This is a genomic window from Flavobacterium algoriphilum, assembly GCF_048158655.1.
Lineage (GTDB): Bacteria > Bacteroidota > Bacteroidia > Flavobacteriales > Flavobacteriaceae > Flavobacterium > Flavobacterium algoriphilum.
Map to the genome: position 1 here is coordinate 48,754 of NZ_JBLNKY010000001.1, position 26,664 is coordinate 75,417.

24 protein-coding genes and 1 riboswitch are annotated in these 26,664 nt (G+C 34.0%); of the genes, 10 read left to right on the plus strand and 14 right to left on the minus strand.

What is annotated here, in order from left to right; all coding sequences use genetic code 11:
- Window positions 1-176: 176 nt before the first annotated feature.
- Entirely contained in the window at window positions 177-959 is a 783-nt protein-coding gene (locus ACM55G_RS00220) for a sulfite exporter TauE/SafE family protein (protein WP_416841879.1), read from the plus strand.
- A gap of 133 nt (window positions 960-1,092) precedes the next feature.
- Here ACM55G_RS00220 and ACM55G_RS00225 read toward each other — a convergent pair whose 3' ends face one another.
- The 6 genes from ACM55G_RS00225 to ACM55G_RS00250 all read right to left on the minus strand — a co-directional run bounded on the left by ACM55G_RS00225 (window position 1,093) and on the right by ACM55G_RS00250 (window position 7,483).
- The gene (locus ACM55G_RS00225; protein WP_416841880.1) at window positions 1,093-1,503 is read right to left on the minus strand and encodes an RrF2 family transcriptional regulator; all 411 of its coding nucleotides are present in this window, start codon (window positions 1,501-1,503) and stop codon (window positions 1,093-1,095) included.
- Between the two features lie 182 nt (window positions 1,504-1,685).
- The gene (locus tag ACM55G_RS00230; protein ID WP_416841882.1) at window positions 1,686-2,858 is read right to left on the minus strand and encodes a trans-sulfuration enzyme family protein; all 1,173 of its coding nucleotides are present in this window, start codon (window positions 2,856-2,858) and stop codon (window positions 1,686-1,688) included.
- 72 nt (window positions 2,859-2,930) lie between these two features.
- Window positions 2,931-3,356, minus strand: coding sequence for an OsmC family protein (locus tag ACM55G_RS00235; RefSeq protein ID WP_416841884.1), 426 nt, complete (start codon window positions 3,354-3,356; stop codon window positions 2,931-2,933).
- An 86-nt stretch (window positions 3,357-3,442) separates the two neighbouring features.
- Window positions 3,443-5,857: a bifunctional aspartate kinase/homoserine dehydrogenase I gene (gene thrA / locus ACM55G_RS00240; RefSeq protein WP_416841885.1), complete on the minus strand. Its 2,415-nt coding sequence runs from the start codon at window positions 5,855-5,857 to the stop codon at window positions 3,443-3,445.
- A gap of 27 nt (window positions 5,858-5,884) precedes the next feature.
- The gene (locus ACM55G_RS00245) at window positions 5,885-6,847 is read right to left on the minus strand and encodes an alpha/beta fold hydrolase (RefSeq protein ID WP_416841887.1); all 963 of its coding nucleotides are present in this window, start codon (window positions 6,845-6,847) and stop codon (window positions 5,885-5,887) included.
- Between the two features lie 78 nt (window positions 6,848-6,925).
- Window positions 6,926-7,050: riboswitch (SAM riboswitch) on the minus strand.
- Window positions 7,051-7,273: 223 nt separating this feature from the next.
- Window positions 7,274-7,483: a hypothetical protein gene (locus ACM55G_RS00250; protein WP_416841889.1), complete on the minus strand. Its 210-nt coding sequence runs from the start codon at window positions 7,481-7,483 to the stop codon at window positions 7,274-7,276.
- A gap of 747 nt (window positions 7,484-8,230) precedes the next feature.
- Between ACM55G_RS00250 and metK the strand changes: the two genes are divergently transcribed.
- The 3 genes from metK (at window position 8,231) to ACM55G_RS00265 (ending at window position 11,037) form a co-directional block, all read left to right on the plus strand.
- On the plus strand, window positions 8,231-9,481 hold the full coding sequence (gene metK / locus ACM55G_RS00255; RefSeq protein WP_416841891.1) for a methionine adenosyltransferase: 1,251 nt from the start codon (window positions 8,231-8,233) through the stop codon (window positions 9,479-9,481).
- 153 nt (window positions 9,482-9,634) lie between these two features.
- Window positions 9,635-10,423: a hypothetical protein gene (locus ACM55G_RS00260; RefSeq protein ID WP_416841893.1), complete on the plus strand. Its 789-nt coding sequence runs from the start codon at window positions 9,635-9,637 to the stop codon at window positions 10,421-10,423.
- Window positions 10,423-11,037, plus strand: coding sequence for a deoxynucleoside kinase (locus ACM55G_RS00265; RefSeq protein ID WP_416841894.1), 615 nt, complete (start codon window positions 10,423-10,425; stop codon window positions 11,035-11,037). Before ACM55G_RS00260 ends, ACM55G_RS00265 begins: the two co-directional genes overlap by 1 nt.
- 76 nt (window positions 11,038-11,113) lie before the next feature.
- Here ACM55G_RS00265 and ACM55G_RS00270 read toward each other — a convergent pair whose 3' ends face one another.
- The 5 genes from ACM55G_RS00270 to ACM55G_RS00290 all read right to left on the minus strand — a co-directional run bounded on the left by ACM55G_RS00270 (window position 11,114) and on the right by ACM55G_RS00290 (window position 18,662).
- Window positions 11,114-13,573: a sodium-translocating pyrophosphatase gene (locus ACM55G_RS00270; RefSeq protein ID WP_416841895.1), complete on the minus strand. Its 2,460-nt coding sequence runs from the start codon at window positions 13,571-13,573 to the stop codon at window positions 11,114-11,116.
- A 111-nt stretch (window positions 13,574-13,684) separates the two neighbouring features.
- Window positions 13,685-14,215 (minus strand): inorganic diphosphatase, encoded by a 531-nt coding sequence (locus ACM55G_RS00275; RefSeq protein ID WP_161644349.1) that lies wholly within the window; start codon window positions 14,213-14,215, stop codon window positions 13,685-13,687.
- Between the two features lie 105 nt (window positions 14,216-14,320).
- Window positions 14,321-14,923, minus strand: a complete 603-nt coding sequence (locus ACM55G_RS00280) for a DNA-3-methyladenine glycosylase family protein (RefSeq protein ID WP_416841896.1) — start codon at window positions 14,921-14,923, stop codon at window positions 14,321-14,323.
- 139 nt (window positions 14,924-15,062) lie between these two features.
- Window positions 15,063-17,549 carry a DUF5686 and carboxypeptidase-like regulatory domain-containing protein gene (locus tag ACM55G_RS00285; protein WP_416841898.1) on the minus strand — a complete coding sequence of 829 codons (2,487 nt, stop codon included), beginning with the start codon at window positions 17,547-17,549 and terminating at the stop codon, window positions 15,063-15,065.
- Window positions 17,550-17,681: 132 nt separating this feature from the next.
- Window positions 17,682-18,662, minus strand: coding sequence for a pyruvate dehydrogenase complex E1 component subunit beta (locus tag ACM55G_RS00290; RefSeq protein WP_416841900.1), 981 nt, complete (start codon window positions 18,660-18,662; stop codon window positions 17,682-17,684).
- Window positions 18,663-19,116: 454 nt separating this feature from the next.
- Between ACM55G_RS00290 and ACM55G_RS00295 the strand changes: the two genes are divergently transcribed.
- The 4 genes from ACM55G_RS00295 (at window position 19,117) to ACM55G_RS00310 (ending at window position 22,637) form a co-directional block, all read left to right on the plus strand.
- Window positions 19,117-19,863 (plus strand): electron transfer flavoprotein subunit beta/FixA family protein, encoded by a 747-nt coding sequence (locus tag ACM55G_RS00295; protein ID WP_416841902.1) that lies wholly within the window; start codon window positions 19,117-19,119, stop codon window positions 19,861-19,863.
- 136 nt (window positions 19,864-19,999) lie between these two features.
- Window positions 20,000-20,968: an electron transfer flavoprotein subunit alpha/FixB family protein gene (locus ACM55G_RS00300; protein WP_416841903.1), complete on the plus strand. Its 969-nt coding sequence runs from the start codon at window positions 20,000-20,002 to the stop codon at window positions 20,966-20,968.
- Window positions 20,969-21,109: 141 nt separating this feature from the next.
- On the plus strand, window positions 21,110-21,739 hold the full coding sequence (locus ACM55G_RS00305; protein WP_416841904.1) for a bifunctional nuclease domain-containing protein: 630 nt from the start codon (window positions 21,110-21,112) through the stop codon (window positions 21,737-21,739).
- 73 nt (window positions 21,740-21,812) lie between these two features.
- Window positions 21,813-22,637 (plus strand): thymidylate synthase, encoded by an 825-nt coding sequence (locus tag ACM55G_RS00310; protein WP_416841905.1) that lies wholly within the window; start codon window positions 21,813-21,815, stop codon window positions 22,635-22,637.
- A gap of 116 nt (window positions 22,638-22,753) precedes the next feature.
- Here the strand turns inward: ACM55G_RS00310 and ACM55G_RS00315 are convergent, their stop codons facing one another.
- Complete coding sequence (locus tag ACM55G_RS00315) at window positions 22,754-23,050, minus strand: isoamylase early set domain-containing protein (RefSeq protein ID WP_416841906.1); 297 nt, start codon at window positions 23,048-23,050, stop codon at window positions 22,754-22,756.
- A gap of 236 nt (window positions 23,051-23,286) precedes the next feature.
- Between ACM55G_RS00315 and ACM55G_RS00320 the strand changes: the two genes are divergently transcribed.
- Both ACM55G_RS00320 and ACM55G_RS00325 read left to right on the plus strand, forming a co-directional pair.
- Window positions 23,287-23,619 (plus strand): 2TM domain-containing protein, encoded by a 333-nt coding sequence (locus tag ACM55G_RS00320; RefSeq protein ID WP_416841907.1) that lies wholly within the window; start codon window positions 23,287-23,289, stop codon window positions 23,617-23,619.
- 13 nt (window positions 23,620-23,632) lie between these two features.
- Window positions 23,633-24,121, plus strand: a complete 489-nt coding sequence (locus tag ACM55G_RS00325; protein ID WP_416841908.1) for a dihydrofolate reductase — start codon at window positions 23,633-23,635, stop codon at window positions 24,119-24,121.
- 39 nt (window positions 24,122-24,160) lie between these two features.
- On the opposite strand, the gene ACM55G_RS00330 is transcribed toward ACM55G_RS00325, so the two are convergent.
- Window positions 24,161-25,078, minus strand: coding sequence for a GYDIA family GHMP kinase (locus ACM55G_RS00330; protein WP_416841909.1), 918 nt, complete (start codon window positions 25,076-25,078; stop codon window positions 24,161-24,163).
- 58 nt (window positions 25,079-25,136) lie between these two features.
- Window positions 25,137-26,453 carry a hydroxymethylglutaryl-CoA reductase, degradative gene (locus ACM55G_RS00335; RefSeq protein WP_416841910.1) on the minus strand — a complete coding sequence of 439 codons (1,317 nt, stop codon included), beginning with the start codon at window positions 26,451-26,453 and terminating at the stop codon, window positions 25,137-25,139.
- Window positions 26,454-26,664: the final 211 nt, after the last annotated feature.

A 26,664-nucleotide genomic window follows, 5' to 3' on the forward strand; every position in this document is an offset into this window, starting at 1 on the left:
CGTTTAAGATGTTTTAGAAAGTATATTAAATTTCGCCCCTTTAATTATCTTTCAAAAGCAAACCATATCTCACTTATGACTAGTATAATTTTGCTTTTTTTAAATAAATTTCATAAAGTCTACCATTTCTATAGGATAATTATAAAATAGTTTTTATTTTTGTCAAAAAATATTTTATGGATTTTCAATTAGGATTAATTGTTGCAGGTTTATTAGTTGGATTTATAGTTGGATTGACTGGTGTGGGAGGCGGATCTTTGATGACTCCAATTTTACTATGGTTTGGTATTCCGCCAACAACTGCTGTTGGAACCGATTTATTGTATGCAGCTTTTACTAAAATGGGCGGTGTATATATACATCACAAAAAAAAGAATATTAATTGGGCTATTACAGGTTGGCTATCTTTAGGCAGTGTTCCTGCAGCTCTACTGACTTTGTGGATACTCGATAGACTAAAAACAGATATTACAGAAATAAATCTCGTAATAAAATATAGCTTGGGCTGGGCGCTACTTTTTACTTCGATAGCCATTTTGTTCAAAAAGAAACTCTTAGTATTTTCTCAAAAACATGCTGGTGATAAATTTCATAGTCAGAGTAAAACTCAGAATGTATTAACCATTGCTATTGGTATAATGCTGGGAGCAACTGTGACCCTGACGTCGATAGGAGCTGGTGCTTTAGGCACCGTTACTTTATTTTTCTTGTACCCACTTTTACCAACTCCTCGATTGGTTGGAACTGAGATTGCTCATGCAGTTCCTTTAACTCTTGTTGCAGGGATAGGACACGCCTCAATGGGAAATTTAGATTTAGGACTTTTAGGACAGTTATTAATTGGATCACTTCCTGGAATTTTTATAGGAAGTATGTTGAGTGGAAAAGTACCCGATTTGTTTCTTAGAAATGCCATAGCGATAATGTTATTTTTCGTAGGATATAAATTGGTTTTTTAGGTTTATGATTAAAAAAAAACAGCCTAACAATACATTTTCGAACATATTAGCTCAAAAAAATGACCTTCTCATTGTAATTAGCACAATGAGAAGGTCATTTTTTTTAAGCTTTTTTTATTTAGAACGAGATAGACTAAAAAGCAATATCTGCCAAGGTATTATTTTCTAATATCATTAAAGTATTATCCCGAACTTCCATCATTAATTTCCGAACGGCACACAAGGATTCATCTTTACAATCGTCGCATTTTTCGTAAAAGTTATGGCTTGCGCAAGGCAACAAAGCAATTGGACCTTCTAGAATTCGGTACACTTTTGCCATATTAATATCCTTTGGATCTTTGATAAGATAGTATCCTCCACCTTTCCCTTTCTTAGCTCCAAGAAAACCAGAATGACGTAAAAGCAATAAAATACTTTCTAAAAACTTAACAGAAATTTGCTCTGCCTTTGCAATATCAGCAATAGCGACAGGAGTTTGATCTTCTTGGCGAGCCAAAAAAGTCAAAGCTTTTATTCCGTATTTAGTCTTTTTTGAAAGCATTTTAAAAAGATTGAAGATTAAAGATTTTTAAATTCAGATTTTAAAGTAATCTGAAGTCTACATATCTTTTATTGTAATAACAAAAATATACTTTTTGATTTAAGAATAACAAATGGAGATTAACGATTTTTGACATTTACTAAATCTGAATTCAAAAATCGTTAATCTTCAATCTAAAACCTCTAAGAAAGCGCTTGTTCTAGATCAGCAATTACATCTTTCACTGTTTCTAAACCTACTGAAACACGTACCAAACCATCAGTTATACTCACTGCCAAACGTTCTTCAACCGATAATTTACTGTGTGTTGTAGAGGCTGGATGCGTTACAATTGTTCTCGTATCACCAATATTTGCCGAAAGGGAACAGAGTTTTATTTTATCCAGAAATTGTCGTCCTGCTTCTATTCCGCCTTTAATTTCAAAAGCAATAATATTGCCTCCCAAAAGCATTTGTTTTTTGGCAATTTCATATTTTGGATGTGATTTCAAAAACGGATATTTCACGCTGTTCACATTTGGATTATTTTCTAGAAATTCAGCTACTTTCAAAGCATTTTCGCAATGTTTTTCGACACGAACTACCAATGTTTCTAAACTTTTGGATAAAATCCAAGCATTGAATGGGGATAACGCAGGTCCAGTATTTCTAGAAAACAAATAAATTTGACGAATCAAATCTTCGCTACCAACAGTTACTCCGCCCAAAACTCTTCCTTGACCATCAATTAATTTGGTAGCTGAATGCACCACTAAATGCGCTCCCCATTTTATAGGTTGTTGGATATAAGGTGTTGCAAAACAATTGTCGATAATCAATATCAAATTGTGTTTCTTGGCAATTGCTCCCAATAACTCCAAGTCTATAATATCCACCGCAGGATTCGTAGGCGACTCGGCATACAAAATTTTGGTATTTGGTTTAATGAAACTCTCAATAGTTTCTGGCTTATTAATATCAAAATACGAGGTTTCGATATTCCATTTTGGGAAATAGGTCATAAACAAAGCGTGCGTAGAACCAAAAACACTACTTGCAGAAACAATATGATCCCCTGAATTCAACAAAGCTGCAAACGTAGAATATACCGCAGCCATTCCTGTTGCAAAAGCATAACCGGCTTCAGCACCTTCCATTTTGCAAATTTTATCTACAAATTCTGTAGTGTTAGGATTGCTAAAACGACTGTAAATATTGCGATCTTTTTCTTCTGTAAAAGAGGCGCGCATGTCTTCGGCATCTTCAAATACAAAACTTGATGATAAATACAAAGGCACGGAATGCTCCTGATATTGCGATCTTTCTAATTGGGTACGGATGGCTTGGGTTTCAAAACCAAAATCTTGTTCGTTCATTTTTATTTTTTAGTTTAAAGTTTAAGTTTTAAAGTTGTTGGAATCGAAAAACACCAATACCTTTTATTTAAACTATAATGATTTATTATTCAAAACTACTTTATAATGTATCGTTGCGTTTGGTTCTAATGTTTTTGAAACCGAACAATATTTCTCGAAAGAAAGTTGCGCAGCTCTTGCTGCTTTTTCTTCATTAATTGGACCTTCCAGATAAAACACAACATGAATATCCTTGAATGGTTTTGCCTCTCCTACTTGAACGCGCTCTCCTTCAACCTCAGCTTTGAAAGAAGTAATTTCTTGTCTTTGTTTTTTAAGTATCGAAATCATATCAATAGCGCTGCAACCCGCAACACCCATCAATACTAATTCCATTGGACTTGCACCCATATCATTGCCGCCAAATTCAGGACGACTATCTACATTAACAATATGTCCACGTTCGTTTTTTAATTCAAAGTGAAAGTTGTCGTTTACTCTGTCTAATGTTATTTTCATCTTTTCTTTTTTTTATATCTTAAATCAAAAATCGTTACCCGAGCCTGAAAGAGCGAACAGGCGAAGCAATCTGCAATCTTAAATCATTACCCTTTATCCGATAATCTCAAAATATCTCCAAAAACACCTCTTGCAGTTACAGCTGATCCTGCGCCTGCACCTTGAATTACAATGGGTCTGTCACCATACGATTCGGTGTAAATTTCAAAGAAAGAGTCAGAGCCTTTCAAACCGCCCAAAGCCGTATCCGAAGGTACCGAAACTAATTTCACTTCAAGATTTCCTTTGTCGTTTTGCAAATCACCTGATAATTCGCCTATGTATCGCAACACGTGATTTGGTTTTTGTGCTGCCTTAATTTTATCATAAATAGGATCAAACTCCTTCAGTTTATTTAGGAAATCAGCAACATCACCTTCACGTAAATGCTCCGGAATTAAATTCTGAATATTGATTTCTTCAAATTCATTTTGCAAATCCAATTCTCTTGCCAAAATTAATAATTTTCTACCAACATCATTCCCACACAAATCTTCTCTTGGATCTGGCTCGGTATATCCATTATCAATCGCTTCTTTCAATATTTCACTAAACGGCACTTCTTTTGCAGAAAAATTATTAAACAAATAACTCAATGTTCCTGAAAAAACACCTTTGATTTTTGTGATATTTTCTCCAGAAAGGTGCAATAATTTTATCGTGTCTATCAGTGGTAATCCCGCTCCAACATTGGTTTCATACAAATAACTCTTTTGATTGTCCGCTAATACTTTTCGTATTTTTTTATAAAAGCTGTAGCTTAATGTATTCGCCACTTTATTAGAAGAAATCAAATCGAAACCATTCTCTATCAAAGGAATATAATTTTCGACAAATGCGGCACTTGCTGTGTTATCAATAGCAATTAAATTCTCTAAGTGATGCTCATTTGCGTAAGCGATAACATCATCAATTGTATACGAAAACCCATTGTTCTGGATTTCATTTTTCCAATTTGGAGTGACGCTATTTTTATTTAAAAGCACATTTTTAGAATTTGCAATTGCAAAAACATTCAGTTTTATATCTTTTCTTTTCTCAATAGCTGCAGCTGATTCCAGTATTTGGTTAATCAGAGTTCCACCTACTAATCCATGTCCAAAAATGGCAATATTAATTTTCTTAGAAACTCCAAAAATCTCCCCATGAATCACATTTAACGCTTTGTGAAGCTGTGATTTTTTAACCACTAAACTCACGTTTTTACCCGTAACCGTGTTATTGAAAAGTATAGGAACAATTTTATTTTTTATCAATGCCGTGTAAGGCTTATGGAACGTGCTTAAATCCTGCCCAATGATAGAAATCACCGAAACATTATCAGTAACCGTGATTTTATTCACATCCTTCGAGTAGAAATCATTTTCGAATTCTTTCTCTAGTTCAATCATTGCTTTTGTCGCTTTATCGGCATCAACTACTAACCCGATTCCTCTTTCCGAAGAACCTTGAGAAATAATACTTACGCTGATATCATTGTCGCCCATCACTCTAAAAATACGAGCATCAACACCCGTTTTTCCTAGCAAACCTCTTCCTTCCAGATTTACCAAGGACACATTTTCAAGAACTGAAAGTGTTTTAATTCCTTCTTTGTTAGAATCAGAAGTAATTAATGTTCCTTTATTTTCGTGATTGAATGTATTTAAAATTCGAAGCGGAATGTTTTTTTCCAATAAAGGAATAATCGTTTTGGCATGAAGAATCGTAGCTCCAAAATTAGCCAATTCATTCGCTTCGTTAAAAGTCAAATGGTCTATTTTTTTAGCATCAGGAACTAAATCCGGGTTGGCGGTATAAATCCCGTCAACATGCGTATAATTCTGTAGTTCTTCTGCATCAATATAATTAGCAATTAATGACGCAGTATAGTTACTCCCGTTTCTTCCTAAAGTAGTTGTGTCGTTTTTACTATTTGAACCAATAAATCCAGTAACAATATTTATGGTTGTTCCGTTATTTTGTTTGAAATAATTGATTACGTTTTTCTTCGAAACTTGTTCTAGAGGTTGTGCGTCTCCAAATTTTGAATCCGTTTTTATCAATTCACGTGAATCAGTAAAACGTGCATTTACTCCATTTTTAATTAAAATAGCCGTCAGTAATTTCGCAGAAAGCAACTCTCCTTTTGAAAGCACCTGATCTTTAATTTTATTACTGTAATCCCCTATTAAACTTACGCCTTCAAAAAGTTTTTCCAGCACATTAAACTCTTCAGACAAATCAACTTCCTGATAATCGTCTTGCTGGTATTTTTTGAAATCTTCAAATAGTGTTTTATAATTACCATTTTTAGAGGCAACTCCTAAAATTTCTTCCAATTCGTCTGTAGCATTTCCTCTTGCCGAAACTACTATAGCAATTTTTTCTCCTTGACTTACTTTATCAGTAATAATAGCAACTACTTTGTTAATTCCCTCGCCATTCGATAAAGATTTACCTCCAAATTTTAATATTTTCATTGTGTATTTTTTTATATGGTGTCACTCCTAAAAAATGGACGCCAGCAAATTATCTAATTGTTTGTATTCTATCAAAAAAGCATCATGTCCGTGAATGGAAACAATTTCTTGATAGGTGATATTATTTTTATATTTTTTTAATTCTTCATAAGTTGCTCTATTTTCACTTACCGTAAAAAACAAGTCTGAATCGATTCCAATAATGTGGATAGTAGCTTCAATTTTGGAAGCAATTGATTCAAATGAACCGCCATTTCGAGTTATATCTATTGTTTTAAGCAATTGATTCATCATTTTATAAGACGAAATTTGGAATCGTTTTTGGAGTTTTTCACCGTGATGACACAACCAGCTTTCAACATTAAAAATGGCTAATTCCGCATTAGTAGTTCTCTGAAATTTAGACTTGAAGGATTCTGGAGTTCTATAACAAAGCATCGCATGAATCCGAGCATCTTCAATAGGTTTCAAAGAATTATTGAGAATTTGCTCCTGCAAAAAGCAATTGGCAATCAACCAATCTGTCGATTTCCAATCGGTTGCAATAGGAATTAAATGTTGTGTGATTTTTGGTTCCAAAGCTGCTATTTCCCATGCAAGACCACCTCCTACTGAGCCCCCAATAATTGCATAGAATTGTTTGATTTCAAGGAAGTGAATCCCTTGGATAAAAATTCTGGCAATATCTCTAGTGTTAAAATCCAAGTAGTTTTCAATGATGGTATCATCAAAACCATTTCCGGGAACGTTAAAAGCCAGTACCGTGTATTTATTTGTGTCTATGGTTTTCTTTTCACCAATCAAATCATTCCACCAACCGTTTTCTCCCACAACTTGGGAATTCCCAGTCAATGCATGGTTTACCAAAACTATTGGAGCTGTATGTAAAGCTAGACCAAAAACTTGAAAACTTAAGTTTAGGGTAGCATAAAAAGCCCCACTTTCAGTGGTGAAATTTTGTAATGTGATAGGTGTTGGTTTATTTTCCAATTTCAAATCTTTTATGATTTTTGATTTGTGTCTGGAAATATTAGAAAGAAAGCTAGAAGTAAACTAGAAGAATTCTTAGTGTTATCTTTCCTTTAGCTTCTGAAAAAATTCAGAACAAAGGTAGAATGCAGCACCTTCTTCGATTTACCGAAGGGTTGCTAAGGCTTCATCGGGTCTAATCCCTCTGCCTTTCTTTATAACATTTCAATACGTTTTTGAACTTAAAGGCACAAATTAACTACTATTTTTTTTAACAACCAAATTTTATGTGAATTGATTCTAATTGTTTCATTGAAAGTCAATCTAGAAAAAGCAACTCACAATTGTCTTTTCAACGAAGGAAGAATCCCATTAAGTAGATTTTACCCTTCGCCGAAACAACAACTTTTAGTACGAATATCAAAACTGCTATTCAAATTCAATTTTTTAAATAAAAAGCTCTTCATTTTCTTTTGAATACATTAAAAATAGCAAAGAATTTGATACTTTTTTTTGGGTTAAAGAATCATTTTTTGATATTTCAAATCTTGGATGAATCAATTCGTTTCTTGAATCGGTACCGTTTTCTGTTTTGTTGCTGAAATTAATTTTCTTTAGCAACCGAAAGGTTCTTGGGAAATATTTTGCTGCACTCATAATTATAAGATATTAGATGTTATTTTTATTTTTAATTAGTTATGATTCTGAAACAATTCAGAATGAATGAAAAAACCTTTTTAGATACATATCCAAAAGGGTTTTAAGTTGTGTTATAAACTTATACTTTTGGAATCAACTGACATGAATACACATAATGACATTGGCAAAAAATCTATTTTTGACCTTCGAATTATTTGGTTTTTGTTGCTTTAAAGTATTCATTTTATTCTTGTTTTTTTGTTTAAAAATTACGCTCGATCGATTTAAAAAAAAAGCCTCCCGTTATCCGGGAGGCTTTTGCTATATAAATTTTTGATTTAAAATTAAGCAATATGCAACCCGCAGGATTTATCCTGAATGGCTTTTGACATATTGCACACATTAAATATCATCTTTCTGTTTTTTCTTATAACAAATATGCTAATTATTTTTGAATTTTCCAAATAAATTTTTAAAAAACACAAAGAAAAACGAGCCCAACATTTCCTTTTACATTTATATAAGTAGATCAAAAGATTTATCAGCAAAAAAAAGTTAAGATTAATTTGCAATTCAAAATCGTTTCATACATTTGCACCCGAATACAAGAGGAAAAATTTGAACTGATTGCAACCTCTTCATAATGAAACGAATTCATTATGAATACTGAGAATTTTTCAGTAGAAAAAATGCTAAAGCAGAAACTCTTCTTTAGTCCTTTTCAGCAATTATTTTTTCTCGCTTAATTTTAAACTAATAATTATTATGGCCTATTTATTTACGTCAGAATCTGTAAGCGAAGGACATCCAGACAAAATTGCAGATCAAATTTCAGATGCGTTAATCGATAACTTTTTGGCATTTGATGCTGACTCAAAAGTAGCTTGCGAAACTTTAGTAACTACTGGTCAAGTAATTTTGGCTGGTGAAGTAAAATCAAACACCTATTTAGACGTACAACAAATCGCTCGTGAGGTAATCAGAAAAATTGGTTACACTAAAAGCGAATACATGTTTGAAGCCAATTCTTGTGGAATTCTTTCTGCTATTCATGAACAATCTGCCGATATCAATCAAGGGGTTGACAGAAAAAACCCTGAAGAACAAGGTGCTGGAGATCAAGGAATGATGTTTGGTTACGCTACTAATGAAACTGATAATTACATGCCATTGGCACTTGATTTATCACATAAATTATTGCAGGAATTAGCCATTTTAAGACGTGAAAACAACGAAATCACTTATTTGCGTCCAGATGCAAAATCTCAAGTAACGTTAGAATATAGCGATGATAACAAGCCAACTCGTATTGACGCTATTGTAATCTCAACACAACATGATGATTTTGATGAAGAAGCTACAATGTTAGCAAAAATCAAAAAAGACATCGTTGAAATTTTGATTCCAAGGATTATTGCTAAAAATCCTGCACATGCACATTTATTCAATGATAAAATCCAATACCATATCAATCCAACTGGGAAATTCGTAATTGGAGGACCACACGGAGATACGGGACTTACAGGAAGAAAAATCATTGTGGATACTTACGGTGGAAAAGGGGCTCACGGTGGTGGAGCATTCTCGGGAAAAGATCCAAGCAAAGTGGATAGAAGTGCTGCTTATGCAACTCGTCATATTGCTAAAAACTTAGTGGCGGCAGGTGTTGCTGACGAGATTTTAGTACAGGTTTCTTATGCAATTGGTGTTGCAAAACCAATGGGTATTTTTATCGATACGTACGGAACCTCAAAAGTGAATTTAACCAATGGTGAAATTGCCAAGAAAGTAGAAGCTATTTTTGATATGCGTCCTTACTTTATCGAGCAACGTTTGAAATTAAGAAATCCTATTTACAGCGAAACTGCTGCTTACGGACATATGGGACGTACGCCAGAAACGGTTACTAAAACTTTCTCTGCTCCAGGTGGAAACGAAAAAACGGTTACTGTTGAATTGTTTACTTGGGAAAAATTAGACTTTGTAGCCCAAGTTAAAACAGCTTTCGGATTATAAGAATTACTATTCTATTTATACTAAAGACCCAGCTCAATTGAGCTGGGTCTTTATTTTAGCAATATACCTATCCAAAAACACAGCAAGTAGAAAAAATTTAACTTAACAGTAAAAACTAATAATTTTGCGTTTTTTTTGTAATTTGCTTCAATTATGAGAAACCTGAATCTATTCTTCTTCTTTACTACAATCTCGATTGCATTCGGACAAAACCAAAAATTACTATCTTCCAAGATAAATCACGTGACCATTGATGCTGATCAATTTTTAGGATACGATCAATTTGGATATTATTATACCCTTAAAAACAATGTTTTTTCTAAAATAAAAGACACCGAGACTCTAGAGTATAAGAACATTTCTTTGGGCAAAATCACGAAAGTAGATTTACTGAATCCATTGAAAATTGTTTTGTTCTACGAAAATTTTAATACCGTTATCTTACTTGACAATCAACTGAACGAAACTCAAAAAATAAACTTTTCAGAAAATACTATACCAATAGTTGCGACCGCTATTGGAATAGCTTCTCAAAATCAATTATGGGTTTACAATAGTTTGAACCAACAAATTGGACTTTATGATTATTTAAAAAAAGATTACAAAACCATTTCTACTTCATTTCCGGAAAGCATAAAATATTATCAATCTGATTTTAATACTTTTCATTGGATCGATAAAAAAAACAATTGGTACTCCTGTGACATTTTTGGAAAAATAACAAAGAAGGAAAAAATTTCTGATTTTGATTCGATAGAAATCATCAGTGACAACCAATTTATCATTTCAAAAGACTCAATTCTAACTATTGACAATGAAAAGAATCAAAAATTAGAAATTGAAATTTTAGAAAAAACGTTTAAAAAATTCTGCTACAAAGACCAAATTTTATCTATTTTTACATCAGAAGGAATTACAAATTATAAAATCATAATACCGTAATGCACATAGCAGTAGCAGGAAACATTGGATCAGGAAAAACAACATTGACGCGCTTATTGGCAAAACACTTCAAATGGGAACCTCATTTTGAAGATGTTGTCGACAATCCTTATTTAGATGATTTCTATCATCAAATGGAGCGTTGGTCGTTTAATTTACAAATTTATTTCTTGAATAGTCGATTTCGTCAAGTGATGCAAATTCGCGAAAGCGGCAAAAAAATAATTCAGGACAGGACAATCTATGAAGATGCACATATTTTTGCTCCCAATCTTTATTCGATGGGTTTAATGACGAATCGTGATTTTCAGAATTATTCGGCTCTTTTCGAATTAATGGAATCATTGGTAAAACCTCCCGATTTATTAATTTACTTAAGAAGTTCTATCCCGAATTTAGTAGGGCAAATTCATAAACGCGGTCGAGAATATGAAAACTCGATTTCAATTGATTATTTAAGCCGTTTGAATGAGCGCTATGAAGCTTGGGTCCATACGTATAGCAAAGGAAAATTATTGATTATTGATGTTGATAATATTAACTTTGTCGACAATCCTGAAGATTTAGGAACTATATTTAACCGCATCGATGCAGAGTTACACGGGTTATTTTAGAGAAAAACAATACGATAAATAAAATGCCTCACAAGAATTAATTGTGAGGTATTTTGTTAATCATATTTCTGGTTAATTATTTCAAGGCATCGATTTTCGTCTGAACTTCATCTTCAGTCCCTTCAAATTTTTGAATATCTACTTTACCGTTTATGGTTGTTTTAACTGTAGCTTTTACTTTTCCGTCAATATTAGTTTTTTCAATGGAAACTTCTTTAGAAACTGCGCCATTTAACGCTACAGTAGCATTCATATGATCACACGTTTTACTTGTACAGCCTTTTGCTATGCATTCCTCTTTGGACATTGAAGCACACATATCAGAAGTATCGCAACAAGAGGCGCTATCAGAAATAGTAGTACTTCCGTTACCTAAAATTGGTGCAATTACAAGACCAATTAAACAAGTCAATTTGATTAATATATTCATAGAAGGCCCCGAAGTATCTTTGAATGGATCGCCAACCGTATCTCCAGTTACTGCTGCTTTATGCGCATCAGAACCTTTGTACGTCATTTCACCGTTAATTAACACTCCTGCTTCGAAAGATTTTTTAGCATTATCCCAAGCACCACCAGCATTGTTTTGGAAAACTGCCCAAAGCACTCCAGATACAGTAACTCCCGCCATATATCCTCCTAACATTTCAGCAATTAACTGGTTATTCTCTCCATAAACTAATTTACCTAGTAGTACAATTGCTATTGGAAAACCAATGGTCAAAACTCCAGGCAACATCATTTCACGTAAAGCGGCTTTGGTCGAAATATCAACACATTTAGCATATTCTGGTTTTCCGGTCCCTTCCATAATTCCTGGAATCTCCCTGAACTGACGACGTACTTCATACACCATATCCATCGCTGCTTTTCCAACAGAATTCATCGCTAAAGCGGAGAAAACTACCGGTATCATTCCACCTACAAATAGCATCGCTAATACTGGGGCTTTGAAAATATTAATACCGTCAATTCCTGTAAAAGTGACATACGCTGCAAATAATGCTAATGATGTCAATGCAGCTGAAGCAATGGCGAAGCCTTTCCCGGTTGCAGCGGTTGTGTTGCCTACGGAATCTAAAATATCCGTTCTTACACGAACTTCTTTTGGTAATTCACTCATTTCGGCAATACCACCAGCGTTATCTGATATGGGTCCAAAAGCATCGATTGCTAATTGCATAGCCGTTGTTGCCATCATCGCTGAAGCCGCTAAAGCTACGCCATAAAATCCTGCTAAAGCATAGGAAGTCCAAATGGCAGCAGCAAATAATAAAACCGTTGGAAAAGTAGAAATCATTCCAGTAGCTAAACCTGCAATTACATTGGTTCCCGCACCAGTACTTGATTTTTGAACAATCGCCATAACGGGTTTCGTTCCTAATCCTGTATAATATTCCGTGACTGATGAAATGACTGCTCCAACGATTAATCCAACAAGAGTCGCATAAAAAACTCTCAAGGAAGAAATATCTTGAATCCCTTCTCCAAAGAAATTCATTTTCATCGTTTCCGGCAACATATATTGTACTAAAAAGTAACATGCTACCGCAGTTAATACGATAGAAACCCAGTTTCCAATATTTAATGCTTTTTGAACTTGAGCTTCTTTTGCATTTTCATCCGATATTTTTACCAGCATCATACCAATGATAGAAAATAAAATTCCAAAACCCGCAATTGCCATTGGCAGTAAAATAGGTCCGATTCCACCAAAAGCATCATCAATTTTTCCTCCCATGTCTTTAATAACATAATTACCCAGCACCATGGCTGCCAAAACTGTTGCTACATACGACCCAAATAAATCGGCACCCATCCCGGCAACGTCACCCACATTATCACCCACATTATCGGCAATTGTAGCAGGATTACGAGGGTCATCTTCAGGAATTCCAGCTTCCACTTTACCAACTAAATCAGCACCCACATCGGCAGCTTTTGTATAAATACCACCACCAACACGAGCAAACAAAGCAATAGATTCCGCTCCAAGAGAAAAACCTGCTAAGGTTTCCAACACTTTGGTCATATCTTCAGATGAAGTCCAAACCCCACCCATAAAAAGATTAAAGAAAACAATAAAGAATCCTGTTAAACCCAGAACGGCTAAACCGGCAACACCTAATCCCATTACTGTTCCACCGCCAAAAGAAACTTTTAAGGCTTGTGGCAAACTCGTACGGGCAGCTTGAGTGGTTCTCACATTAGTTTTTGTTGCTATTTTCATTCCCATATTTCCTGCGAAAGCGGAGAAAAAGGCACCAAAAATAAAAGCTACTACTATTAATATATTTGTTGTTTGGAATAAGAAAGACATTCCCGCTAAAACAATACTTGCACCAACAACAAAGAAAGCTAATAACCTATATTCTGCTTTAAGGAATGCTAAAGCACCTTCGTAAATATAATCTGAAATCTCTTTCATCTTACCATCTCCAGCGTCTTGTTTTAACACCCAAGCTCTTTTGACCCACATGAACAGAAGTCCTACAATTGCCATAATTATTGGCACGTAAATCATTATTGTATTCATAAATTTCTTTTGGTTTTTGGTTAGTATTAATACTGTTACGAAACGAATTTAAACAAAAAAGCAATACTCCTAACGGAATATTGCTCTTTTTGTAAAAATTATAGGTGAAAATTATTTAATACTAAATAATCCTTCTGGTTTGTTTTCGATTGCATCAAAACGATCCGTACACTCTTTGATAATCGCTTTTGCTTCGCTCAAATCTCCCCAACCTTCTACATCCACTTGTTTGTTTTCAAGGTCTTTGTATACTTGGAAGAAATGCTCAATTTCTTTTAATAAGTGTGGATTGATATCTGATAAATCGTTTAATGAATTCCAAATTGGATCAGAAACCGGTACACAAATAATTTTCTCATCCGGTCCTTTATCATCTGCCATGTGGAAAACCCCAATTGGTTTCACTTCTATAACACATCCAGGAAAAGTTGGTTCATTTATCAATACCAAAACATCCAATGGATCTCCATCTAAAGCTAAAGTTTCAGGAATAAATCCGTAATCAGCCGGATACATCATTGAAGAGAATAACATTCTATCAAAACGCATTCTTTTGATTTCGAAATCGTACTCATACTTATTTCTACTTCCTCTTGGAATTTCGATAAGAACATCGAAAGTGTTTATTTTGTCTGCAGTCATTTTAGTTTTCTTTTCTATATTTATGGGTGCAAAAATAAGTAAAGAATCCCTTTCAACAATGAAAAATTTAGGTTATCTGTTGATTAAATTGTAAGAAACAGCACTTTAGTAAACCACCGTTCGATTTCTTTTGTTCAAATAATGATGCCACAAAAGATAGGTCGCCACGGAACGATACGGGCTCCATTTTATAGTATGGACTTCCATATCTTCTTTATTGTGAATATCCAACAATTCTTTTATCGTATTTACTACCGCAATATCTCCCAATGGCAGCAAATCTGGTGCTTGAAGACAAAACATTAAATAGATATCAATGGTCCAGTTTCCTATTCCTTTGATTTTGATAAGTTCTTCTCGAACTTGCTCCGCTGTTTTGGCTGGCAAACTTTCTAAATCAATCTCTTTATTTAGTATTGCTGTTGACAATGCTTTGATATAAGACGTTTTTTGACGGCTTACGCCAAGAGTTCTAAATTCTTCATCCGATAAATTAAGAAATACCGCAGGTTCAAAGTTTTTTTCTTTGGCCTTTAACTTTAAAAAAGTCGCTTTGGCTGAATCTATAGACACTTGTTGTTCTAGGATTAACAATACCAAAGTTTCAAATCCTTCAGGTCTTATGGGAATAGTTGGCATCCCATATTTTTCAATAATTACTTTGAAAATAGTGTCTTTTTCTAAAAGGTATTCAATAGCTTTTTGCATCGTTTTATTTTTTTTAGCCCAGATGGGAACGGCATCCTTTTTATAAGGCGATTTTATTTCGCCTTATAAAAAGATATAGTGTACAGCTGGAAATAGCTTCAAATAAAAAAAGTACAATCGAATCTGAAACAAGTTTCCATTAGAAAAAGAATCCAAACGATCCTTTTACAGAGAAACGATTGGTATCCGGTGTAGTTACATAACTCCCCCTCCAAGCGAAGTCAATACGGAATACTTTGAAAATATTACCAACACCCGCATGGTATTCCCAATATACATTGTCAGGCGAATTATACGCTAATCCAGAAGCATTAATCGCTCTATTAGCATCTGATATTGTTCCATAAACTCCCTTTACCCCAATAATTTCCCTCCAATTGAGTTTTCTCATAAATGGAATTCTAGAAAACAATCTTCCTTGAAAATTATGATTCCATTGTAGTGTGGTATATTGATCCGATATAAACTCATAATAATTGAGGTTGCTAAAGGTGCTTTCGTTCGAGAAAAAGGTTTGGTTTCCTGGAATAACACTCATAAGCCCCAAAGGAATGGTGCCAAAGGTTTTCCCAACTTCAAGAATAATATTAGACCGTCCCAAAGGTCCTATTATTATAGGTTGTTTGTAATACAATTGAATCTTTTCATATTTAAAATCACTATTCAATAACCCTTTAAATCCGTGACTGTAATTGACAAAAATTTCGGTAAAAGGACTGTCTACATTATCTCTTTCTACGGCAAAACCAATAGTCTTCCTTTTTGGCGTGTAATCTATCCGAAGATTAAATTCCGATTGTCTCACATCGCTTTTAGTCATTGTTTGAGCTGCATCTGTATAGTAATCTAAACTAAATGTAGGCGACGCCGATTCTAAGGTTCGATATGAAAACCCGGTTTGAAAGGTTAGGTTTTTAACAGGTTCTATTTCTAAACCAACCGTGCTTAAATTAATGTTGGTCAGTTTACCATTACTCCCCGAAGAAAAAATCGTTGAGGAGGCATTACTTCGGCCCAAGACATCCGTTGATGAAGTCAAACTCGAACCTATTTGCTCTATGTCACGCCGGTTTCCTCCAGATAAAATAAGTCGGTTTTTCTTATCCACCATCCATTTTCCAGAAAACCCGTATTTAAATTTATCATCTTTAAAGCCATAAGCGGTATAGCCTTGTAAGCGCCAGGTATCAGCTGTACCAAAATAAGTTCTTGCCCCACTGCGCAAACGAACACCTTCAACTTCATTGTATCCAAATGTCGAAAAAATAGGACCATAATCGACATGACCAAATTGCACATAACCACTGGCCAGAACCATTACTGAACTAGTTATTTGTTTGAATTTTTTAACGCTCTTCAAAGTGTCAAGCATTTTATAAACGCCCAATTCATCTTTACTCAAGTTTTCAAAACGGTTCTCACTCCAAAAATCATCTGATTTATCGTAAACCGATTTATCAACATAATTAACCTCCTCTTTATAAAACGAAACCGGCTTCTCCTTATTAAATTCGTGGTTTCTGTAGAAAGAGGTTCGCTTTCCATAAAGTCCTTTTGATTTTTCTTTTTTGTTTAAAGCAAAATCCGACATCATATAATCTCGAGTCAAAAGAAAAATAGAATCATTCATTACTTCGAATTCCTGCTCTAAATAAATATCTTTTATCCAGTTGATGTTGGCACTTTTTGTAACCGCCATGTTAATTTTTTTGATAGCAAATGTGGAATCATTTACCCAAAAATCACCTTTAAAAGTCAATTCGTTTTTACGTCTTGGATAAAAAATAATATTATAACACCATTTTTTATCAACAACCGCACTATCTCTTAACACATAATTATAAACGTCAACGCCAGTAGTAGATAGCGGACTGGTAAAACTTTTATCAAAAAAAGTAAGGTGGTTTTCATAGACATTATAATCCGAATACAAATCTTTCACAAAAGTCAAAATTTGTTGATTTCCTTCAAAACCAGAGGTTTTATTGGCTTTCATTTTCTCTTTTACCTTCTTCAATTTATTATCCCCATACACATCATACAAAGATTCATTTATAAAAATAGGCAAATAGGTTTTCCCTGTAATCTTGGAAGTATCTACTTGATTAAAAATAAACTCCATGCCTTTGAAAAGCTTATTTTTCATAAAAGCACTATCAATGGTATTCATGTCAAACTCTACCTTCTCGTACTTTTCCATTTGGTATTGTGCAAATAAATTCAACCCGTTTTTACGCTTGTGTTCCCAAATTTTTCTAAGAATATCAAGTGCCGGATTATTTTTTTTAGACGTTTTACCAGTAAAAATCACTACTTCTTTGAGAGTTTCGGCTTCGTTTAATTGAATTTTAAAATTGTAATTCACCAGTTTATTTAAAGTAATCTCCTTCTCAGAAAAACCTACTGACGATATTAATAAGGTGTTATAGGTTTTGGCGGACTCGATGTAAAAACGCCCATCTTCATTCGAAACTACGCCTTCGTTTGAATCTTTAAAAACAACATTGGCAAAAGGAATGGGCTGATCTGTTTTGTCAACCACAATGCCGCTAACTTTTGTTTGTGCAAAAAGGATATTTGCTGAAACAAACAAAAAATATAGGATATATAAGTAACGTTTTTTCATAATCATTCAAAAAAAAACTCCATCAAATAAACAATTGATGAAGTTTCAAATATAGGTATTTAGAAATCTAGATTATTCTATAATTCACTGTTGACTGTTAAATTTTATTTAAAAATAAAATTTTAAAAAAATCTATTTTTTATACAATACTTTTTTAACTGCTTTTATAACATCACCTGCATTAGGCAACCACTCTTTCAGCAATACTGGAGAGTAAGGCGCTGGTGTGTCAGCCGTAGTGATACGCTGGATCGGTGCATCCAGAAAATCGAAAGCACGCTCTTGAACCAAATAAGTAATCTCAGAAGAAACACTTGCAAAAGGCCATGCTTCTTCAAGAATAACCAATCTGTTTGTTTTTTTAACCGAAGTCAGAATCGTTTCAAAATCCAAAGGACGAACCGTTCTTAAATCGATAATTTCACAGGAAATTCCTTCTTTGGCTAATTCATCTGCGGCGATATAGGCTTCTTTGATGATTTTTCCAAAAGACACGATAGTTACATCAGTCCCTTCACGTTTAATGTCCGCAACACCAATTGGAATAGTATATTCACCATCTGGAACTTCTCCTTTATCACCATACATTTGTTCTGATTCCATGAAAATCACAGGATCATTATCACGAATGGCTGATTTTAATAATCCTTTAGCATCGTAAACATTCGATGGAACTACAACCTTAAGACCTGGAGTGTTAGCAAACCAGTTTTCAAGTGCTTGTGAGTGTGTCGCTCCTAACTGTCCTGCCGAAGCCGTTGGTCCACGAAAAACGATTGGCACATTGAATTGTCCACCAGTCATCTGACGCATTTTGGCTGCGTTATTTATTATTTGGTCAATCCCCACTAAACAGAAATTGAAGGTCATATATTCAACAATTGGTCTGCAACCATTCATTGCTGAACCTACTGCAATACCGGTAAAACCAAGTTCCGCAATCGGAGTGTCTATCACTCTTTTTTCGCCAAATTCAGCAAGCATTCCTTTAGATGCTTTGTAGGCACCATTATATTCAGCAACTTCTTCACCCATTAAGTATATGGACTCATCGCGACGCATTTCTTCACTCATCGCTTCACAAATAGCCTCTCTAAATTGTATAGTTCTCATAGTTGTATGTTGTATATGTGTAATTTTCGAAAAGCAAAAATAAATATTTTAAACCACTTAAAAGCATAAATCACTTTAAAATAATCAGGAGCTATTTCCGGCTATACGTTATATCTTCCTGTGGTTAAAGGAACCACAGGAAGGATACCGCTGCTATCCGGGCTACGAAATCGATATAGCATGTAGAATTTGCACATTTCAAACAATTTATCCTATCTTATGTGGAAGTTAAACGACAAACTGAAAGCAACATTTTGATTTCTTTTTGTTGGTTTTTTTTCATTAATTCATTCGAATTAATAAACAATCAATCGCTTATTTAAAAAAAGGTTCGCTTACATAACAAAACAACGAAAACGTAATAGTATTAAAAAATATTATGCATGCATAATAAATTATTCGGATTATTATTCTAATTTTGTGGAACAAATTTCGAATAATAAAATCAATACTTATGAAAATATTAGTTTGCATCAGTCACGTTCCTGATACTACTTCAAAGATTAACTTCGTCAATGGTGATTCTGAATTTGACACTAACGGTGTACAATACGTAATTAATCCAAATGATGAATTTGGTTTGACACGTGCTATTTGGTTTCAAGAACAACAAGGAGCAACCGTTACAGTTGTCAATGTTGGAGGACCAGAAACCGAACCTACTTTAAGAAAAGCATTAGCAATAGGCGCAAACGAAGCCATTCGAGTAAACGCAACTCCTACAGACGGCTTTTTTGTTGCCAAACAACTTGCCGAAGTAATTAATAATGGAGCATACGACGTTATCATAGCCGGGAAAGAATCCCTTGATTATAATGGCGGAATGGTACCTGGAATGATTGCCGGAATCCTGGGTTATAACTTCCTAAATTCTTGCACAAGCATTACTGTTGAGGGAACTAATGTAAAAGCAGTTCGAGACATTGACGGCGGAAAAGAAACAGTAAGCACTACTTTACCTTTAATCATTGGTGGACAAAAAGGATTGGTTGAAGAAAAGGACTTGCGTATTCCTAACATGAGAGGAATTATGACGGCAAGAACCAAAGTATTAACTATCCTGGAACCAGTTGAAGCTTCAGTAAACACAAAAGCGGTGAAATTTGAAAAACCAGCGCCTAAATCAACTGTGAAATTAATTTCCCCTGACAATTTAGATGAATTAATTAATTTATTACACAACGAAGCAAAAGTGATTTAATGTTTTGATTGCTGACTGAAGATTAACGATTTTTGATTGCTGATTGCTGATTGCTGATTGCAAAAAAAATCTAAAATCTTAGTCTAATTTCTTAAATCAAAATTCTAAAATCGTTAATCTAAAATCTAAAATCATTATGTCAATATTAATATATGCAGAATATGCAGAAGGAAAATTTAAGAAAGTAGCTTTCGAATTAGCTTCTTATGCAAAAAAAGTAGCCGAATCATTAGGAACTACAGTTACAGCCGTAACCGTAAATGCTGGAGATGTTTCGGAATTATCAAAATATGGAGTAGACAAAGTTTTAAAAGTAAACAACGATAAATTATCAGGATTTACTGCAAAAGCATATGCGGACGTAATCAAACAAGCGGCTCAAAAAGAAAGTGCTAAATTGATTTTACTTTCATCTACCACTGACAGTATATACCTTTCATCCCTTGTGGCAGTAGCTCTGGAAGCTGGATTTGCGTCAAATGTGGTAGGTTTACCAGTCAGCACGGCACCTTTTCAAGTTAAAAGAAATGCCTTTTCAAACAAAGCTTTCAATATTACCGAAATTGCTACTGATGTAAAAGTGCTTGGTCTTGCTAAAAACTCCTATGGTGTTTTTGAAAATGCTTCCAATCTAACCGAAGAAGATTTCAACCCAACAATTGGAGACAATGATTTTGGTGTAAAAGTTGAATCTGTAGAAAAAGTTTCTGGAAAAGTATCCATCGCCGATGCAGATATAGTAGTTTCTGGGGGACGTGGATTAAAAGGACCTGAAAACTGGGGAATGATTGAAGAATTAGCTGCGGTACTTGGTGCTGCAACTGCTTGTTCAAAACCAGTTTCAGATTTAGGATGGAGACCTCACGGAGAACACGTAGGGCAAACAGGAAAACCCGTTGCCACAAACTTGTATATTGCAATCGGAATTTCAGGGGCCATTCAACACATTGCAGGAGTCAATTCTTCTAAAGTAAAAGTAGTAATCAATAGCGATCCTGAAGCTCCTTTCTTCAAAGTAGCAGATTACGGAATTGTAGGGGATGCTTTTGAAATTGTTCCTAAATTAATTGAAAAATTTAAAGCTTTTAAAGCACAACAGTCATAATTCAATAAATCTCTTCAAATTGCTGTCAAAAAAAAAGAAATTGTATCTTTGCTTTTGGGCAGCAATTTTTTTGATTAAAAAAGTGCACCTAATTTTTTTATTAAAAAAATAAGTACATCGTACTTTCCCATTTTAACAACTATGAGCTTAGTTAAATTATCCATAAAGGGGATTTCATACAGTCAAACCCAAAACGGAGCGTATGCGCTGATTTTGAATGAAGTTGACGGTGAACGAAAATTACCTATTGTCATAGGTGCTTTTGAAGCCCAATCTATTGCAATAGCTTTAGAGAAGGAAATCAAACCACCACGTCCTTTGACACATGATTTATTCAAAAATTTTGCTGAGCGTTTTGATATTATTGTAAAACAAGTCATTATTCATAAACTGGTAGATGGTGTTTTTTATTCCAGTATCATTTGTGAAAGAGATAAAATTGAAGAAATAATAGACGCACGAACATCCGATGCTATTGCTTTAGCATTGCGTTTCAATGCGCCAATTTATACTTATAAAAATATCCTGGATAAAGCTGGAATTTATTTGAAAGCAAATCCTTTGGAGGCCAATAAAGATTCTCAGGAAATAGATGATGTATTGTCTAATCCGGAAACCTTTGGTCATGAAGAAGAAACCAATCAATCAGGACATACGTATTCCAAACACAGTTTACAAGAATTGAATGAGTTACTAGATCAAGCTGTAGAACATGAAGATTACGAAAAAGCGGCTAAAATTAGAGACGAGATTTCAAAAAGAGAAGCGTAATTCATTTAATTGATTATTACCATCTATTTCCCGATTAAACTGTAACTGATTATCCGATTAACCCCCAAATAAAATGAAGCAATATTTAGATTTAGTGCAACACGTAATGGAAAACGGTTGTCAAAAAGGAGATCGAACAGGAACAGGAACAAAAAGTGTGTTTGGTTATCAAATGCGTTTTGATTTAAGTGAAGGTTTCCCAATGGTTACCACCAAAAAATTACATCTAAAATCTATAATTTACGAATTGCTTTGGTTCCTTAAAGGCGACACAAATATCAAATACCTTCAAGAAAATGGAGTAAAAATTTGGGATGCCTGGGCAGATGCCAACGGAGATTTGGGCCCTGTTTATGGTCATCAGTGGCGTAACTGGAATAGCGAAGAAATAGATCAAATCAGCGAACTTATAACAGAACTAAAAACCAACCCAAACAGCCGTAGAATGCTTGTTTCAGCTTGGAATCCTTCTGTACTTCCCGATACAAAAAAGTCTTTTGAGGAAAATGTAGCCAATAACAAAGTAGCGTTACCACCATGCCATGCCTTTTTTCAATTCTATGTTTCCGAGGGCAAATTATCCTGTCAATTATACCAACGAAGTGCCGATATTTTCTTGGGCGTTCCATTTAACATTGCTTCCTATGCATTGTTAACTATGATGATTGCACAAGTTTGCGCATTAGAACCAGGCGAATTTATTCACACTTTTGGTGATGCCCATATATACAACAATCATTTTGAACAACTGGAATTACAATTGTCCCGCGAACCAAAACCATTACCAAAAATGATTTTGAATCCTGAGATTAAAAATATTTTCGATTTTGATTTTGAAGATTTCACTCTTGAAGGTTATGAACCACACGCCCTTATAAAAGGAAGCGTAGCAGTCTAAAACAACATTTATTTAAGTTCAAACGGCAACAAATAAAAAATTAGTTTCATATACTGCATCCCAAACAATACCTAACTTTTGGGATGCAGTATATGAAACGGATTTTTTTATATTGATTAAATAGATAACACGCTATTCTCAGCACCAGCGAAATCATTCCACACAAATGAATCTGCTTCTGGCTCGTTAATGAACTCTCCATCTATTACGTATTTAAACTGATAAGACGCGTCTTTGTTTAAGTCGTAAGTTGCTTTGAAAGTTCCATTCTTCAATTTACTTAAAGCGCCTTCGGCTAAATTCCAATTATTAAAATCACCAACAACTGATGCTGATGTCGCTTGCTTTGCTTCTACTGAAAATGTAACTTTACAAACTGGTTTTGTTTTTACAAATTGTTTCTTTATTGACATAACTATTTCATCTTTAGAATTATGAGACAAAGAAAATAAATTCAAGTGAACTTTCAACAAAAGACATGAAGTTTTAGCATAATAATACAAATAATGTTAATTTTTAAATAAAATCGTAATTATCTTAATCTAAAACTTTATATCCTAAATAAGAAAACGTTTTCTTACTAAATAATCATCAATCAAAATAGTGCCTTTACAAAATAAAATTTATCTTTATAATCAAAATTTAACCTATGGAAAAACATCAACATGAACAATATGAGTATGCTAGACGCAGAATTAAGCAAAAAAAAAGACTCTATTTCCATTTTGTTTTACTCCTTTTAGGAAGTTTCTTTTTATTTATATCCAATAAATTTTTTGGAATTGATGTAGATTCTGACAGGTATATTTGGGGAATAACGATATGGCTTTTTATTTTCATTTTGCACTTTATAAAAGTATACATTACCGATCGTTTCATGAATAAAGATTGGGAAAGAGAACAAATAGACCGACTGGTTACACTTCAACAAAAAAAAATTGATCAATTGGCAACAAAAATCAACGAAGAATCCGCTATCTAAAATTAAGAGAACTATGATAATAATGATTGCGGCTGTAGCCGAAAATAACGCACTTGGAGAAAACAATAAATTGGTTTGGCATCTTCCTAATGATTTCAAAAGGTTTAAAACACTTACTTCAGGACATCATATTATAATGGGCAGAAAAACTTTTGAAAGTTTCCCAAAACCATTACCTAATCGAACTCACATTGTCATATCTAGGCAGAAAGATTACCATCCTGAAGGTTGTATTGTAGTAGATAGCATGGAAAAGGCCTTGGCAATTTGTCCAGAAAACGAAAACTCTTATATTATTGGAGGAGGAGAAATTTACACTCTGGGGCTGCCTTTTACTGACAAGATCGAAATTACAAGAGTTCATAATAGTTTTGAAGCAGATGCTTTTTTTCCTGAAATCGATCTTGAAAAATGGGAAATTACAGAATCTGAATTTAATAAAAAAGACGAAAAACACCTTTACGATTATACCTATCAAACTTTTTTCAGAAAAATCACTTAGATTTTTAACTTAAATTTACGTAAGTTTTCACACAAACAATTAAGATAGAATCATGTGAGTATAAGAAATGATAGTTTTGTATCCTTTTGAAGTAAAATATTCATTAGGATTTTCAGCTGTAATTGCCATCACAAAATCGCCTCCCCAAGCGCCAAGGCTTTTGACTACACCATTAAAATCCGGGAATAAAGATTCTTTAATAGTTTGCATTTCCAAAATATTACTCATTTCCAATTCGTGTTTTTCTATCGCTAAAGCAAATGATTGAAGCGTAGTGGCTTTTAGAACTTCTAAAGTTGTTTTGTCATTTAAAACAATAGTTCCGGATAGATTGATTTTTTTATTGATATTGTATGAAGCGATAGCATTCTTGCTACTTTGTTTTTTATTGAGATATATAAAATAGATGTTATCTGTAAATGTTGGGTTAAAGATTACTTTTTCAACAATAGGTTTTCCCTGTTCTAAATGGTATAAAATAGGAGTGTCATTTTGAGCACACGCAATATCATACCCGCTACCTCCAAAACTGTTTTTAAGCAGCGTAAAGGCATCAATTTGCAGCCATTGCGCAATATTGTTTATCAAAGTGGACGAGGTACCCAAACCCCAGCTTTTAGGGAATCCAAGTTCAGTGCTGATCGTGTATCCTTCGGAATTAGTAATGAAATCAGGATTTAATACAAAAGCTTCGTGTAAAATAGCTGTCAATGTAGCTTTAACGGATTCGCTTTCTGATTTTTTTTCATTTGAAATATCCGAAAATGAAATGCTGTCTTCAAACCAAATGCTACCATCAGCATCGTAGCTTTTCCAGATGATTTCTTTGTTGGTTCCTTTTCTTACAATCAGGTTTTGCCCCAATTTTGTCGGTAATGCAAAAGCTTTTGCACCATCTAAAACAAGATATTCACCTGTAATTAAAAGTTTTCCGTTGCTGTAGAATGTTTGTTTCATTTTTCTATTTTAACCCTTTCAGAGTTTTGAAATCCAGTAGGGTTGTCGAAAGTTAAAATTAGTTTCTTAAATTTTCAATAAAATCAACTACTGCACTATGTGAAATAGTATTTTTCTTGAAATATTTATGGATCAAAATTCGTTCCTCATCATTGGCTTCAAACTGATTGATGATGTTGTTTAAATGCATTTTCATGTGCCCTTCCTGAATTCCAGTAGTTGTCAAGGAGCGCAAAGCGGCAAAATTTTGTGCCAAACCGGCTACCGCGACCACTTGCATTAATTCCTTAGCAGATGGGTTTTCAAGCATTTCTAACGCTAATTTTACTAATGGATGCAAAGAAGTCAATCCACCCACTGTACCCAAAGCTAACGGTATTTCTAACCAAAAAGTAAATATTCCATTCTCTATTTGGGCATGTGATAAGCTGGTATATTTTCCATTTCGTGCGGCATAGGCGTGAATTCCAGCTTCTACTGCTCGGAAATCATTACCAGTAGCGAGTACAACTGCATCGATGCCGTTCATTATTCCTTTGTTATGCGTTACGGCGCGGTACGGTTCTACTTCGGCAATTTGAACTGCTTGTATGAAACGTTCCGCAAATTGCTGTGGATTTTGAATATGCTTTTCTTTTAAATCTTCAACAGGACAAGAAACCTCGGCTCTCACGAGACAATTAGGAACATAATTAGAAAGAATGCTCATTACTATTTGAATGTTTTTCTCCATCACAGAAAATAATTCGTAAATCGATGCTTCTTCTCTTAATGTTTTGGAAAATTGCTCTAAACACGAATTAATAAAATTAGCACCCATACTATCTTTGGTTTCAAATGTAGCATGAAGTTGAAAATAATTGGGCAATAAATCAGTTTTGTCTTTCAGGACAATATCAAGAATTCCACCGCCACGTTTTTGCATGTTTTTTGTGATGGATTCTGTTTCTAAAAAAAACTTAGCTTTGATTTGAACAAAAAATAATTTCAGTTTTGAAACGTCGCCTTCGAAAATAAAATGAACCTGACCAATTTTTTCGGTATTGATAACAGTCGCTTTAAAGCCGCCTCGGGTGGACCAAAATTTTGCAGTTTTTGAAGCAGCAGCAACAACTGAGCTTTCTTCAATTGCCATCGGAATGGCACTGTATTTGTTATTAATTAGGAAATTTGGAGCAACTCCTAGTGGAATATAGAAATTGGTTATCGTATTTTCTATGAATTCATCGTGTAATTTCTGTATTTTTTCATCTGAATTCCAATAGTTTTTAAGTAATGCTATTGCTTCAGAAGGAGTTGAAAAGTATTCTTTGGCAATCCAGTTTATTTTTTCTTCTTTGGATAATTTAGAAAATCCTGCTACGGCGTTATTCATTCTCAATAGATTATAATATATATAGGCGCAAAGATACGCTTTTAGCCGTTTTGTTTACTATCAGATTATCCTCAATAAATGGGTGTGTTTAATATTGTTTTTAACATTTAACACATCAAATGTGAAATAATTGTAAATTTTTCACTAAAATTGACGGTTTTTATATTCAGATAAAAATCGAGAAATGGTACTGATAAAAAAATAACAATAT